This window comes from Pseudomonas cichorii (assembly GCF_019719005.1).
GTDB lineage: Bacteria > Pseudomonadota > Gammaproteobacteria > Pseudomonadales > Pseudomonadaceae > Aquipseudomonas > Aquipseudomonas cichorii_E.
In genome coordinates, this window is record NZ_JAIGPJ010000002.1 from 323197 (window position 1) to 337441 (window position 14245).

At 58.9% G+C, this 14245-nt stretch carries 13 protein-coding genes; 10 read left to right on the top strand and 3 right to left on the bottom strand.

Going from position 1 to position 14245, the window contains the following annotated elements:
• Positions 1 to 20 precede the first annotated feature (20 nt).
• From K5D32_RS03620 to K5D32_RS03630, 3 genes are read left to right on the top strand one after another with little or no spacing between them, the layout of a single operon-like run.
• Positions 21 to 665, top strand: coding sequence for a LysE family transporter (locus K5D32_RS03620; protein WP_221599270.1), 645 nt, complete (start codon positions 21 to 23; stop codon positions 663 to 665).
• A 31-nt stretch (positions 666 to 696) separates the two neighbouring features.
• The gene (locus tag K5D32_RS03625) at positions 697 to 1851 is read left to right on the top strand and encodes an iron-containing alcohol dehydrogenase (protein WP_221599271.1); all 1155 of its coding nucleotides are present in this window, start codon (positions 697 to 699) and stop codon (positions 1849 to 1851) included.
• 3 nt (positions 1852 to 1854) lie between these two features.
• Positions 1855 to 2997 (top strand): serine hydrolase, encoded by a 1143-nt coding sequence (locus K5D32_RS03630; RefSeq protein WP_221599272.1) that lies wholly within the window; start codon positions 1855 to 1857, stop codon positions 2995 to 2997.
• Between the two features lie 12 nt (positions 2998 to 3009).
• Here K5D32_RS03630 and ftrA read toward each other — a convergent pair whose 3' ends face one another.
• On the bottom strand, positions 3010 to 3963 hold the full coding sequence (ftrA, locus tag K5D32_RS03635) for a transcriptional regulator FtrA (protein WP_221599273.1): 954 nt from the start codon (positions 3961 to 3963) through the stop codon (positions 3010 to 3012).
• Between the two features lie 97 nt (positions 3964 to 4060).
• Between ftrA and K5D32_RS03640 the strand changes: the two genes are divergently transcribed.
• The 5 genes from K5D32_RS03640 (at position 4061) to K5D32_RS03660 (ending at position 9286) form a co-directional block, all read left to right on the top strand.
• Positions 4061 to 4666, top strand: a complete 606-nt coding sequence (locus K5D32_RS03640; protein WP_221576316.1) for a DJ-1/PfpI family protein — start codon at positions 4061 to 4063, stop codon at positions 4664 to 4666.
• Positions 4667 to 4872: 206 nt separating this feature from the next.
• Positions 4873 to 5133, top strand: a complete 261-nt coding sequence (locus K5D32_RS03645) for a LysR family transcriptional regulator (protein ID WP_221576314.1) — start codon at positions 4873 to 4875, stop codon at positions 5131 to 5133.
• A 35-nt stretch (positions 5134 to 5168) separates the two neighbouring features.
• The gene (locus K5D32_RS03650) at positions 5169 to 5744 is read left to right on the top strand and encodes a substrate-binding domain-containing protein (RefSeq protein WP_260407177.1); all 576 of its coding nucleotides are present in this window, start codon (positions 5169 to 5171) and stop codon (positions 5742 to 5744) included.
• 110 nt (positions 5745 to 5854) lie between these two features.
• Complete coding sequence (gene treS, locus K5D32_RS03655) at positions 5855 to 7915, top strand: maltose alpha-D-glucosyltransferase (protein ID WP_221599289.1); 2061 nt, start codon at positions 5855 to 5857, stop codon at positions 7913 to 7915.
• Positions 7916 to 8008: 93 nt separating this feature from the next.
• Positions 8009 to 9286 (top strand): HAMP domain-containing sensor histidine kinase, encoded by a 1278-nt coding sequence (locus tag K5D32_RS03660; RefSeq protein WP_221599274.1) that lies wholly within the window; start codon positions 8009 to 8011, stop codon positions 9284 to 9286.
• 135 nt (positions 9287 to 9421) lie between these two features.
• On the opposite strand, the gene K5D32_RS03665 is transcribed toward K5D32_RS03660, so the two are convergent.
• The gene (locus K5D32_RS03665; protein WP_221599275.1) at positions 9422 to 10306 is read right to left on the bottom strand and encodes a LysR family transcriptional regulator; all 885 of its coding nucleotides are present in this window, start codon (positions 10304 to 10306) and stop codon (positions 9422 to 9424) included.
• A gap of 125 nt (positions 10307 to 10431) precedes the next feature.
• Between K5D32_RS03665 and K5D32_RS03670 the strand changes: the two genes are divergently transcribed.
• Complete coding sequence (locus tag K5D32_RS03670) at positions 10432 to 11187, top strand: gamma-glutamyl-gamma-aminobutyrate hydrolase family protein (protein ID WP_221599276.1); 756 nt, start codon at positions 10432 to 10434, stop codon at positions 11185 to 11187.
• Between the two features lie 114 nt (positions 11188 to 11301).
• Positions 11302 to 11850 carry a cupin domain-containing protein gene (locus K5D32_RS03675; RefSeq protein WP_025260295.1) on the top strand — a complete coding sequence of 183 codons (549 nt, stop codon included), beginning with the start codon at positions 11302 to 11304 and terminating at the stop codon, positions 11848 to 11850.
• Between the two features lie 48 nt (positions 11851 to 11898).
• Here K5D32_RS03675 and K5D32_RS03680 read toward each other — a convergent pair whose 3' ends face one another.
• Entirely contained in the window at positions 11899 to 14058 is a 2160-nt protein-coding gene (locus K5D32_RS03680; protein ID WP_221599277.1) for a TonB-dependent receptor domain-containing protein, read from the bottom strand.
• Positions 14059 to 14245 lie beyond the last annotated feature (187 nt).

Below are 14245 nucleotides of genomic sequence, written 5' to 3' on the forward strand. Positions count from 1 at the left end.
ATCGACAAGGATAACTCTTCATGTACGAGATCACTTTATTGACCGCGCTCGCCGGTGCTTTCATCGTTCTGATTATCAGCCCCGGCCCCAACTTTCTGGTCATTACCCAACTTTCATTCAGTCAGTCCCGACAGCAAGGTATTTGCGCCGGCTTGGGCGTGGCATCGGGCAGCATTATCTGGGCATTGTTGGCGGCCACTAGTCTTGGGCTGATCTTTCAACAATTGCCCTGGCTTCAACCGGCTCTGCAATTGCTCGGTGGTACTTACCTGACCTGGCTCGGCAGTAAAAGTTTGCGCAGCGCCGGCAGCCAGCCCAAGCCACGTGATATCCAGGCCTTGGGCATTGGCAGCCTGGGCCGTGCTTATCGCTTTGGCCTGCTGACCAATATGACCAATCCCAAGGCACTGGCTTTCTATACCAGTGTATTTACCACGGTCACTACGCCGGGCATGCCGATGTGGGTGCGTACTGCCGGGGTTTCGATCATCGCGATCCTGGCCATTTCCTGGTTTGTTCTGTTGGCGACGCTGTTTTCCATTCCGGCTGTTCAAGCGCGTTATCAGCGCATGAAGAAGACCATCGACATCATTACCGGGCTGTTCATGATCGTTTTCGGTCTGCGACTGCTGATTGGTTTATTGCCTGCCGGTTTTATCGGCTGAAGCAACTATCGCCTCAATAAGGAATAGACCTATGCACACTAACGACTGGAACTATCCCACTTCGATTCGGGTGGGAGCGGGGCGTGTCAGAGAGTTGGCCGATGCCTGTCGTGCCACAGGGATCAAACGCCCTTTGCTGATTACCGACACGTTTCTGGGCGGCACCGACATGATCCACAGCGCCATGGCCGATTGCCGCGAAGCGCTGGGGCATTGCGGCCTGTTCGATCGGGTCAAGGGCAACCCCACCGGCGACAATGTTGCCAATGGGCTAGAGGCTTATAAATCCGGTGGTCATGACGGCGTCATCGCCTTTGGCGGCGGCTCGGCGCTGGATGCGGGAAAGGCCGTGGCGCTGATGTCGGGCCAGACGCGCCCGCTCTGGGATTTCGAGGATATCGGCCAGAACCACTTGCGGGCCGATCCGCTGGGGATTGCGCCGGTGATTGCCTTGCCCACGACGGCAGGTACGGGTTCAGAAGTCGGACGGGCGTCGGTGATTACTGACGAGGAGGCGCGGGTCAAGCGCACCATTCTGCATCTGCGCATGATGCCGCGCATTGCCATTCTGGATGCCAACCTGACCCTGGAGCTGCCCACGCACCTGACCGCCGCCACTGGCGCCGATGCCCTGACTCACTGCATGGAAGCCTATTGTTCGCCGGTCTATCACCCGATGGCCGAGGCGGTGGCGGTCAAGGGCATGCAACTGATCAAGGTCCACTTGCCCAGAGTCGTGGCGGATGGTCAGGATCTTGAGTCCCGCCAGCACATGCTGGTGGCCTCAAGCCTGGGCGCAGCCGCCTTTCAGCGCGGGCTGGGCGGCGTGCATGCCATCGCCCAGAGCCTGGGTGCCTTGTATGACTTGCACCACGGTTTGCTCAATGCCATTTTGTTGCCCTATGTGCTGCAAGCCAACGAGTCGGCCCTGACCACGCAAATGGATGACCTGGCGGTTTACCTGCGTTTGCCCGTTCCGGGTTTCAAAGGGGTCATGGAGTGGCTGTTGCAACTGCGCGAACAGATCGGAATTCCCCACACACTGGGAGCCATTGGCATCGATGAGCGGGATGCGGAGCTGGTAGGGCGTATGGCCTTTGCCGACGGTTGCTCCCATACCAATCCGATCCGCCATTCGGCGCAGGTTTATTCGCAGATATTCAGCCACGCGGTCAGAGGGCTGTAGCCTATGCCGTCTATCGATGCGCGGGTTATCGAGCGTCTGGCCGAAGTCTGGCATGGGGTTGTCGATCAGGGCTCGATTGTCGGCGGCGTCCTGCTGGTGGCGCAGGAAGGCGAGATTCGCTATGCATCCGGCCGCGGCTGGGCGGATCGTGAAAGCCGGATAGCGGTGCAGCGCGATACGCGGTTTCGTCTGGCCTCGCTGACCAAGTTGCTGACCTCGGTGACGGCCCTGCGCCTGTGTGAGTTGGGAGTCCTGTCACTGGAGGCTCCGGTGACAGCCTGGCTCAAGGACTTTCGCCCGCAACTGGCGGATGGTCGCGAGCCGGTTATCACCTTGCGGCATTTGCTGTCCCACACCGCTGGCTTGAGTTATGGCTTCGAGCAACCGCCGGGGAATGCCTATGCCTTGGCCGGTGTATCGGACGGGCTGGATCTTGTCGCCATGGACTTGCAGCAGAACCTGCAACGTCTGGCCAGCGTGCCTTTGTTGTTCGAGCCGGGCACCGCTTGGGGGTATTCGCTGGCCACGGATGTGGTGGGCGCGGTTATCGAGCAGGCTACCGGCCTTGCACTGCCCCAGGCGGTCGCCCGTTGGGTGACGGAACCCTTGGGCATGAGCGCGACGGGGTTCAGTCCGGAGAATGGTCAATTGCTGGCCAGCGCCTACAAGGACGGGGTTTATGGCCCGCAGCGGGTAGGCAGTCATGATCGGCTGGTGCTCGACAGCGGTCATGCCTGGCTGTCGTCGAGCCGGGCTTATGAGCCAGAGGCCTATGCTTCGGGGGGCGCGGGGATGCTGGGTTCGGCCGATGATTATCTGCGTCTGCTGGAGTGCTTGCGGCTGGGTGGTTCACCGGTCCTGAGCGCTGCCAGTACCGCCAGCCTGTTGGGCAATGCCATTGGTGATGTCGGGCTGGCGGGCAGGGGAGCAGGCTGGAAGTTCGGGCTGGGTCCGGTGGTCCTGACCGATCCTGAACTGGCCCGGCATCCCCAGGGTGCCGGCACCTGGTCGTGGTGTGGTTTGTATGGCTGCCATTACTGGGTTGATCCGCAAGCCCGGATCAGCATGGTCGCCCTGACCAATACTGCCGTGGCCGGAGCCTGGGGGGCGTTTGCCGATGGGCTGGTCGATGCGATCTACGGTTAGAATGGGCCAGTATCAGGCCCTGGCAAACTGCTTGCGGTAGCTGCTGGGGCTGATACCCACCAGATTGCGGAAATGTCGGCGGAAGGACTCTTCCGAGCCAAAGCCTGCTCTGTCTACCACCTCATTGAGGCGAATTCGCGAGGATTCCAGCAATTCCTTGGCGTAGGCGATGCGTTCACCCAACAGCCAGTCATAAGGCGTCAGCCCGGTGCTTTCCATGAAGCTGCGGTGCAGGGTGCGAGTGCTGACGGCAGCGCGGGATGCCATTTCCTTGATGGTGTGCGGGCGCTGCAAGTCGCTGCGGATCCAGTCCATCAGGTTCGAGATCGGCCCGTCGACGGCTGCCACCAGTTGCCGTGAAGCGTATTGCGATTGTCCGCCTTCGCGATGGGGCGGGATCACCATGCGTTGCGCCACCATGTTTGCGACCCGTGAGCCGTGATCGTTGCGCACCAGATGCAGCATCATGTCCAGGCCAGCAGCGGAGCCGGCAGCGGTGACGATACTGCCCTGATCGACATACAACTCGTTGGGCTGGATGGTCAGGCCTGGATACATGGTTGCCAGCAGGTCGGTGTAACGCCAGTGAGTAGTCACCTTGTGCCCGTCAAGCAAGCCTGCTGCCGCCAGCACAAAGGCACCGGTGCAGATCGAGCAGATGCGCGCCCCGCGAGCATGGGCTGCCTGAAGCTGCTCGATAAGTCGTTGCGGGATGGCAGATTCCACTCCGCGCCAGCCGGGAACGATGATGGTGTCGGCGTTTTCCAGCAGCACGTCACCGGGCGTCGGCACGATGGTAATGCCGCCAGCGGCCGTGATCGGGCCATCATCCACTGGAAAGGTTGCGAACTCATACCAGTTGACGCCCAGCTCAGGCCGTTTCAGGGCGAAGACTTCCACCGTGCAGCCAAATTCGAAGGTGCAGAGCTGGTTATAGATGAGGGCAACGACGAGATGATTTTTCATGGCGCGATGTTACCGGATATTGGCATTACCGACAGTAGTTCGGTGTGATGCTACTGGGTAATCTGACGGCTGTCACCAAGTACTCTGGAGCCCCTTCATGTCACTCAATATCGGTATCTACGTCTATGACGACGTCGAAGTCCTTGACTTCGCAGGGCCCTATGAAGTGTTCACTACCGCAACACGCATGCACGCACGCAAAAGCCGCGACGAACGGCCATTGTTCAACGTCTTCACCATCGGCCGAAGCATTGCTTCGGTTCGCGCCAGGGCTGGCCTGAAGGTTGACCCGGACTATTCGATTCACGATCATCCCGCCATGGATTGCCTGATCGTACCGGGCGGCGTAGTAAATGCCGAACTGGAAAAGCCTGATGTCATCCACTGGATCAGCGACCAGTCCGTGCCCGGTCGTGTGGTTGCCGCCGTCTGCACCGGTGCCTTCATGCTGGCCAAGACCGGCAAGCTGGCGGGCAAGCAGGTCACCACCCACTGGGAAGACATCGCCGACCTCAAGGAAATGTTCCCCTCCATCGACGTCCTGAGCACCCTGCGCTGGGTCGACGAAGGAGCTTTCGTGACTTCGGCGGGCATTTCCGCCGGTATCGACATGAGCCTGCACCTGGTTGAACGTCTGCACAGCCGCGAACTGGCGGAACGTACTGCTCTGCAACTAGACTTCGACTGGACCGAAAACGACTGAGTCATTCCGCCATCCCGTCTTTTTTCTGTTTTTTCAGAAGCCTTTCTCGAAAAATGCAGCGGTCGCTTTACCCCGTCTGACACATCCTTCTGTGCTGCCTTGTGGCAGCCAGCGGGATTGCGTTTGCGGGGCTTCTTGTATTCCCTTCACCAACCTGCTCAATTGCAGGCCCGCGCCCATTTCGCCACGTCCAGAGTGCAGGAAATATGAAAACCCATTTCTTCAAAGTCGTTCAAGCCGTTGCATTGCATGGTTCTTTCTCGGAGGCTGCGGCCATTCTGGGTTGTAGTCAGTCCAATATCAGTTACGCCATCAAGGAGGTTGAGGATTTTTTCGAAAAACGCCTGTTCATCCGCAGCCGTACCGGCTGCACCCTGACCCCGGAAGGAAAAGTCATTACCCAGACTCTTGGAAGCATCGTCGCGACGCTTGAACAACTAAAAAAAATGAGGCCAGCGGTACCGTAACGATTCACTATTTCACCCACATTCTCGAAACGAGCCTGGATACATCCCTGGATTTCCTGGCACGGATTTACCCCGATATCCATTTGAGCGTTGTACACAGCAACGAGCAGAACCCTTCCCTGGACCCCTTGAGAAAAGAACTGGCCGATATCCTGATTCTGCCCAGCACCGTGCTGAGCGAGCACTATATCGAGCACCATCACTGGTCCGACCATTACGTGCTGGCGTGTGCCAAGAGTCGGCAGCCTTCCATGCGCAGTTTCACCGAGCTTTCCCAAACCGTGCGCTATGTCGCCTGGCGGCATCCAGGTCTGGAGCGGCTGCACAACCAATTGGCATCCGCCCAGTTACGCCTCAGCCATCGCGGCGAACTCAGTTGCGTGCAAACGCTGCTGGACCTGATCGCCAAGGGGCACTGCATCTCGATCCTGCCCAGCGCCTTGCTGGCCGGTCGTTTCAGGGATCTTGAGCTCGTTGCGCTGCCGTCGATGATCATGCGCCATATCAGCGTCGTCGCACGGCCCACATCGCTGCTGTCCAATGCGTCCAATGCGGTGCTGCAGACCCTGAAAAAGCCGTCTCTTGCTCCGGTTCAACGCATGGCCACGTAAAACCGGATGCAACGTTTTCCATCGCTGGCGCTCATACCCATAGGTAGTGAATTCGGGACAGGTCGCCTGCGGTCTGTTTTGAGCTAATGGACGTGGGGATGACTGAACCTATGACGACACCGGACAAGCAATACCTGGACTGGCTGGTTGAACAATCGATGCTCAATACCGCACGGCAGCGTGCCAAGACCTATGGCGGGCAGGGCAGGTTATGGCAGCGACCTTTTGCCCAGGCCCGTCCCAGGGATGCTTCGGCGATAGCCTCTGTCTGGTTCACGGCGTATCCGGCGTCAATCATCACCCGCGAGGGCGGTTCGGTTCTGGAGGCTCTGGGGGATGAGGCGCTTTGGCACTCATTATCCGAAATCGGTATCCAGGGTATTCATAACGGACCGCTCAAGCTTTCCGGTGGCCTGCAAGGCCGAAATCTCACGCCCAGCATTGACGGCAATTTCGACCGGATCAGTTTCGGGATCGATCCGCAACTGGGGACCGAAGCTCAGTTGCTGAACCTCAGCCGCATTGCTGCCGCGCACAATGCGGTCATCATCGATGACGTGATTCCGTCACACACCGGCAAGGGGGCTGATTTCCGTCTGGCGGAGATGGCTTACGAGGATTATCCCGGCCTTTATCACATGGTCGAGATCCGTGAGGAAGACTGGTCTCTGCTGCCGGATGTACCTGCGGGACGGGATGCGATCAACCTGATGCCCGAGGTGGTCGATCAGCTTCGGGACAAGCATTACATCGTCGGACAATTGCAGCGGGTCATTTTCTTCGAGCCGGGCGTCAAGGAAACCGACTGGAGTGCCACGGCTGTGGTTCATGGCGTGGATGGCAAGGCCCGGCGCTGGGTCTACCTGCATTACTTCAAGGAAGGCCAGCCATCGCTCAACTGGCTGGACCCAAGCTTTGCCGCGCAACAGATGATCATCGGTGACGCGCTGCATGCCATCGATGTCATGGGCGCCAGGGTTCTGCGCCTGGATGCCAACGGTTTTCTGGGTGTGGAGCGCAAGGCTGAAGGCACGGCCTGGTCGGAAAGCCATCCGCTGTCGATTACCGGAAACCAGTTACTGGGTGGCGCAATCCGCAAGGCGGGCGGTTTCAGTTTTCAGGAACTCAACCTGACCCTGGATGACATCGCAGCCATGTCCCATGGTGGCGCTGATCTGTCTTATGACTTCATTACCCGGCCTGCCTATCAGCATGCGCTGGTAACCGGCACGACCGAGTTTCTGCGCCTGATGCTGCGTCAGGTGCATGCGTTCGGCATCGATCCGGCATCGTTGATCCATGCGTTGCAGAACCATGATGAGCTGACCCTGGAACTGGTGCATTTCTGGACCCTGCATGCCCATGACACCTATCACTACCAGGGCCAGACCTTTCCCGGCAATATCCTGCGCGAGCACATCCGCGAAGAGATGTATGAGCATCTGGCGGGTGAGCATGCGCCTTACAACCTCAAGTTCGTCACTAACGGCGTGTCCTGTACCACGGCCAGTATCATCACGGCGGCCTTGGGAATTCGTGACCTGAACACCATCACCGAGGCAGACATCAAGCAGATCCAGCACATTCACTTGTTGCTGGTAATGTACAACGCAATGCAACCCGGGGTTTTTGCCTTGTCTGGCTGGGATCTGGTGGGTGCATTGCCACTGCCTGCCGAGCAGGTTCAGCACCTGATGCAGGATGGCGACACCCGCTGGATTCATCGCGGGGCCTATGATCTGGTGGACCTTGACCCGGATGCAGAGTTATCCGCGGGTAATATGCCTCGCCCCAAAACCTTGTACGGCAGCCTGATCAGCCAATTGCAGCGCCCGGACTCGTTCGCGTCGCAACTCAAGAAAATACTCGCTGTGCGCCGCGCCTACGACATTGCGGCCAGCCGCCAGATATTGATTCCCGATGTGGAACATCCCGGCCTGCTGGTGATGGTTCATGAGTTGCCCGCCGACAAAGGCATTCAGATAACGGCTCTCAACTTCAGCTCGCAGACCATTGTCGAAACCCTGCACCTGCCGGATATTGCCGCAGGCCTTGTGGTGGACATCATCAACGTGCGAGTGGAAGGGGATCTGACCCAAGAGGGTGAATTCACTATTACCCTGGATGCGTACGAAGGATTGGCATTGCGCGTGGTCAGCACCATTTCTTGACGAAATCATGACATCCGCTTCCCGATAATCACTCATGCCTGAAGGCTTGAGTGATTTCGGGTCGTCGAGCATTGTCCTGATGTCGGAAAGTACATGGAAAACAAACACAGTCTCAAGCAACGCATCGTTACCGTTTTTGCGGTGATGAGTGCTCTGATTGCCGGAGTATTTGCGGTCGGTGTCGTTGCTACGGTCCATGTGGTGGAGAAAAAACTGGCCATCATTACCCTCGGCAGTGACCTGCACCGACTCTTGATGATGGAGAGTGCAGATGACTGGCGACACCGGCCTTATAAACGTTCGCTGTTCTACGTTCAGGGCGGGGCGGGTGATCTGGCGATGACGCCGGCTCTTGAAGAGCTGGACGAAGGCTTTCATGAGCTCACTTGGGAAAACCGTCCTTATCACGCCATGGTCGAGTTGGTCAGCGGCCGCAAGTATGTGTTGTTGCGCGATCTGTACAGCTCCATCAAGCGTGAAAGAATCCTGCTGGTCGTGGTTTTCATCAGCTTTGTATTGAGCGTGCTGCTGGCCATTCTGCTGGGGCGCCTGCTGGCCCATCGCGTGATTGCGCCGGTGGTACGTCTGTCTCGTCAGGTCCGGCAGCGGGAACAATTCATGGGCCAGGCGCCTGCACTGGCCCCCGAATATGCCCAGGATGAAGTGGGCACCCTGGCCGTGGCGTTCGACAAGACCATGGACCAGTTACGTGCGGCATTGGGGCGCGAGAAGCTGTTTACCAGTGATGTCAGCCATGAACTGCGCACGCCCTTGATGATTCTGATCAGCTCCAGCGAACTGCTGCTGGAAAACCCGAGCCTGGACAAACGCTCCCATTCACAGGTGGTGCGCATTGCCAGGGCCAGTACCGCGATGCAGCAACTGGTGGAAACCTTTCTGCTGCTGGCCCGTGCCGAAAGCAATCAACCCAGTCAGGGACCCCGTTCCACACTGTCGATGGTGGCCAGGGAACTGGTCGAATTCTGGGGTGAACCCATCAGGCAAAAAGGGCTGGAACTGATCCATGAACCCTTGGAAACATCGGACACCCTGTACAACGCCACTCTTCTGCACTCGGTCATGGGTAACCTGCTGCGCAATGCCTGGCACTACACCGATCAGGGCTTCATCCGCCTGACCCTGAGAGCGGACAGCTTTGTGGTGGAAGACAGCGGCATAGGGATCCCTGCCGAGAAGCAGCAAGCAATGTTTCAACCCTTTGTCAGGGGCGACGAACAACGAGGCAATGGTCTGGGGCTGGGGCTTTCACTGGTGCAGCGCATCTGCGCCAACCAGCAGTGGCAAGTAATGCTGACCAGTCGGGAGCCACATGGGTGTCGGTTTGAGGTGCGGTTGAAGGGAGAGGGGTAAGCGGAAAGCTACAAGCTACAAGCTACAAGCTACAAGCTACAAGTCAAAGGCTTGAGGCTTGAGGCTTGAGGCTTACAGCTTGAAGCTTACAGCTTGAAGCTTACAGCTTGAAGCTTACAGCTTGAAGCTTACAGCTTAAAACTGCCTTTCCCCCATCGCGCTTCGCAGTAGCGGCGTCAGTTCGTCGATCAGCACCTGAACCGAGTGCAATGCCCGGCAATCGGGGCGTGTCAGTAGCCACAGGTCGGTGCTGCAGCCTTCCAGTGGCGGGCTCAGCACTTCGCTGCCTTGCAGGTTGCGGGCGGTGAAGTCAGGCACGGCCGCCACGCCAAGCCCGGCTGACACCAGTTGCGAGACGGCCGACATGCTGCTGCATCTATAACGTGGCACGACGGCAGGGAGTGCCTGTTTGCGCCAGATCACCGAGGTGTGGTCGGGCATTGAGTCGTCCGGGCTGATCCAGGGTACGGACGTCGGTGAGTCCAGCAATGGATCGCGATAACCCGGGTGGCCGCAAATGACGTAGTGGGCAGTGCCCAATTGACGGCCTATCAGGTGTTCGGGCGGCGTATTGGTCAGGCGCAGGGCGATATCTGCATCGCGGCGGCTCAGGTTGGCGAAGGTGTTGGAGGTCGCCAGTTCCAGAGTCAGTGCCGGGAAGGACGGCATGAAACGGGCGAGGGCAGGTAACAGCAGACTGTGCAAGACGGCGTCTGTGCAGGTCAGGCGTACCGTGCCGCTGACCACATTTTCACCTTGTTGCAGGGCCACTCGGGCAGCATTGAGGGCCAGCTCTGCTCGTTCTGCCTGTTCGGACATGGCCTGTGCCGTGTCGGTGGGAATATAGCCGCGACGGTTTTTCTCGAACAGTGCCGTACCCAATGACGCTTCGAGCCTTCTGATGGAGCGGAATACCGTGGATATATCCACCTGCAGCAACTCTGCGGCCCGCGCCAGCGTGCGTCCGCGCACCAATGCCAGCACCAGTGACAGGTCTGCGTGAGTGATCTCATATTGCATCGCTGCATACTTCCATTGCCAGAATGCCCATGCCCATTGCAGTGATGACTATCTTAGACTCATGACCATCCAGCGCGATAGCGGCTTTACAGACCCTTCGCGTGCATCGTCAGAGAGGCTGAGTCATGTCGAACCTTCCAATGATTGGCGTTACTGCCTGCCGTCAGCAACTGGGCAAGTATTCGTCCCACACTGCGGGTGACAAGTATGTCGAGGCAGCCGCGTTTGCAGGTATTCCTGTGGTCTTGCCTGCGCTGGCCACACCAACCGATCCTGCGCAGTTGCTTGCCCATCTGGATGGTCTGCTGTTTACCGGCTCGCCTTCCAATGTCGAGCCTCGCCACTATCAGGGCGCGCCCAGCGCCGAAGGCACTCAGCATGATGTGTTCCGCGATCGCAACACCTTGCCGTTGCTGCGGCAGGCCATTGCGCAGGGCGTCCCGGTTTTCTGTATCTGCCGGGGCTTCCAGGAACTGAATGTGGCCCTGGGTGGCAGCCTGCACCAGCGTGTTCATGAACTGCCGGGTTACATGGACCATCGCGAGCCGAAAAGCGAGCTGCTGGACGAGCAATACGCCCCGCAGCATGGTGTGCAGGTGCAATCCGGTGGGGTGCTCGATTCCCTTGGCCTGGCTCCGGGCTTCGAGGTCAACAGCCTGCACAGCCAGGGCATCGACCGGCTGGCAGGCGATTTGCGCGCGGAGGCGCTGGCACCGGACGGTCTGGTCGAAGCGGTGTCCCTGCCAGATGCGCCCGGGTTTGTGCTGGGCGTGCAGTGGCACCCGGAGTGGCAGTTTCTGGACAATCCGGTGTCGTTGCGTCTGTTCGAGGCATTTCGTGAAGCCTGTCAGGTTTATGCGCAACGCCGCAGCCAGCGATAGCCGGAGCATGTTCCGTACGCTGGCAAACGTGATTTAATACGCGGCTTTTGTGGGGTTGTGGTGTCTGCCAACAATCGCGCCTCATTCACCCAATATTTCTCATGTAAGGCGGCTATGGACACGGGAGCACGACTCAAGCTGGTACGCGAAAGCTACAAGTTGTCTCAGCGCGAGCTGGCCAGACGCAGCGGTGTGACCAATGCCACGATCTCTCTGATCGAGCAGAATCGGGTCAGCCCTTCGGTCAGCTCCCTCAAGAAACTGCTTGAGGGCATTCCCATGACCCTGGCGGATTTCTTCACCTTCGATCAGCCGCCGGGGCAGGACCAGTATGTGTTCCGCGCCAGTGATCAGCCCGATCTGGGTCGTAACGGGCTACGGCTCTTGCTGGTCGGCGCGACTCTGCCTAGTCGGCAGATGCGCTTTCTGCGCGAGCAGTACGCGCCGGGTGCCAGTTCCGGTGACGAACCCATCGTGCATGCCGAAGGCGAGGAGTGCGGGCTGGTCACTCGCGGGACGATCGAGCTGACCATCGATGGCCAGACCAATATCCTCAGCGCCGGGGATGGCTACTATTTTCCTTCCACCTTGCCTCATCGCTTCCGCAATATCGGCCAGGACGAGGCCGAAATTATCAGCGCCAACACGCCGGCAAACTTCTGACCGGCCCCCATCGCTTGCCCAAGGCAAGCCGATGGGGAGCACGTCATCTCAGCGCAGACTCCAGGAAACCCCGGCATAGACGCCCATTCCATCGCCCGGAGTCGAGCGGGCTACATCCTGCTCACGATCGTCATAACCCGGCGTTACGGTGCTGGCGTAACGCTTGTTGGTCAGGTTGCGCAGGTCCAGCCAGGTATGCCAGTCATTCTTGGGCGAGGCATAGCCCAGTGTGGCACCCAGCAGCGTGTACTGATCTGCGTAATATGAATTGGCGTAATCCACGGCAATCTTTGATGCATGCTCGGTGTTCAGCCCGACGTAGAAGCCGGTGGGATGGCTATAGCGCAGTTCAGCCTGGTAATAGTGCTTCGGAATTCCAGCCAGCTGGTTGTCACCGAAACGATCATCATCGCGGTAGTGGAAGTCGCTGTAGGTATAGGCCTGACGCAAGGCCAGCTTGCCGGTCGCACCGCCTTGCCATAGCGTGCTGTCCAGGCTGGCCTCGACTCCTTGGTGAATGGTCGGGCTGGCATTGGATTCCGCAATGATCTGCGAGGTGGTCTGGGTGGCAGCCTGGGTTTCGACGCTCAGCAACTCGTGGCGAACCTGCGAGTAATACCAGGCCAGATCCCAGCGTCCGATTCCGCTTTCACCGCGCCCGCCCAGCTCCAGGGTGGTTGCGGTCTGGTTTTCAAGCTTCACGCCTGCCATTTGCAGACCGGTCGCGGCTCCGCTTCCTATCGGGAAAAACCTGTTCGAGCCCCAGATCATCGACCACGCGTGAGGCGGCTCCACCGAACGGCTCAGGTTGCCGTACACCTGCAATTGCGGCGTGAAGTCGTAGCGCAGACCGAGGCGGGCGGCGTAGTCCCAGTCATGGATACTGACCGGGTCGTTGACCTCAGGATAAGTGACTTCCGTCTCGCGGCGGGTATAGATGGCCGCGACACCGGTGGTCAGCCACAAGTCCGGCACCAGTTCCAGATCGTTGCCAAGGTGCAGGGCCGTGTCGGAGCCCAGGTAGCTGTAATCCCGGGTCTTGGTGCCGACGGCAAAACCTGCGGTGTTACCCGTGGGAATCCGCACGTATTCGGAAGCGCCGTTGTTCGGAAAACCCTTGGTGGTGCGCAGGCCGATGGTGGTGATGCTTTGATGGCCGGCCAATTGGTCCTGACGAATGTAGTTCAGCGTGCCGCTGATGTCGGTGTAGGCGACTTTCAGGCGGTTGGTGCCTTCGCGCAGGTCCATGGGGTAGTCGTGATAGACCAGACCGGCTTCCACTCTGGAATTGTCATCCAGGTAGAACGTGGTCTTGTTGGCCAGCCACGTGCTGCCCGGTTGCAGACGTTTTGAGTCGCGGGTCACATTGAGCGAGTTGGCTGCACGCGGGTCGTGCTGGATCTGGTTTTTGGTGAGCCGGCCCGGCGTATCGTTATCGGTTTCCCGGTAGCGGAAGTAGAAACGGGTTTCGATATTCGGGTTGAAGCGGTAGCCGACGTTGGCGGCAATGCCTTTGCTGCCACCGGAACTCTGATCCTGAAAACCGTCATAGTTCGAGTCGGTCAGGCTGACGTAGTAATCCAGATCCCCCAGCACCTGCCCGGAACTGATCTGGCGCTTGGTATAGCCATGGCTGCCCGCTTCATAGCGCAATTGCAGTCTGGGCGCGTCATAGCCGGTGCGGGTCAGGTAATTGATCGAGCCGCCCAGAGCCAGTGATCCCTGATCGAAACCATTGGCGCCGCGCCGTACGTCCACGTGGCTCAGCCACAGAGGTTCCTTCAGTTCATAAGGCGTACCGCCGGGGCCGGTCAGCGGCAGACCGTCGAGCATTTCAAACAGGCCGGAAGCATGCGCGCCCGGCGCCCGGTTGATGCCCGAGCCGCGAATGGAAATCTTCGCGCCTTCGCTGTTGGCGGCCTTGGCATAGATGCCGGGCTGGTATTTGAAGACATCTTCATTGTTGGCCACACGGCCTTGCTCGACATCGTTCAGGTCCACGACATTGGTGGCTCCTGGCACTTTCTTCGCTTCCTCTCGCGATGCCTCGGCCGCGCTGACCGTACCGGCCGACACCTCGATATTCTCCAGGTTGACGGTATTGGCAGCCTGAACAATATTGGCGCAGACGAGGGCGGCGCTGAAACCAAGCAATCTGGCCGAGTTCAGGCGCGAGAGAGGGAAAGGTGGGGAGTGTTGCAAGTGCATATGCCTTGTTCCTTGAGAACGACCACTGTGCCGCAGAATAGGTATTCGATGCCGGACAGGGGGATGGCGTCACTTACACGTGCTGCAAGAGAGTAGGAGCAACTGTCTTCAGTGCTTTTTTTTCTCGATTGATTATTTTAGGGCGTCATAAACCCCGCCCTGTCGAGCAAGTCGGTGTCTTTCTGGT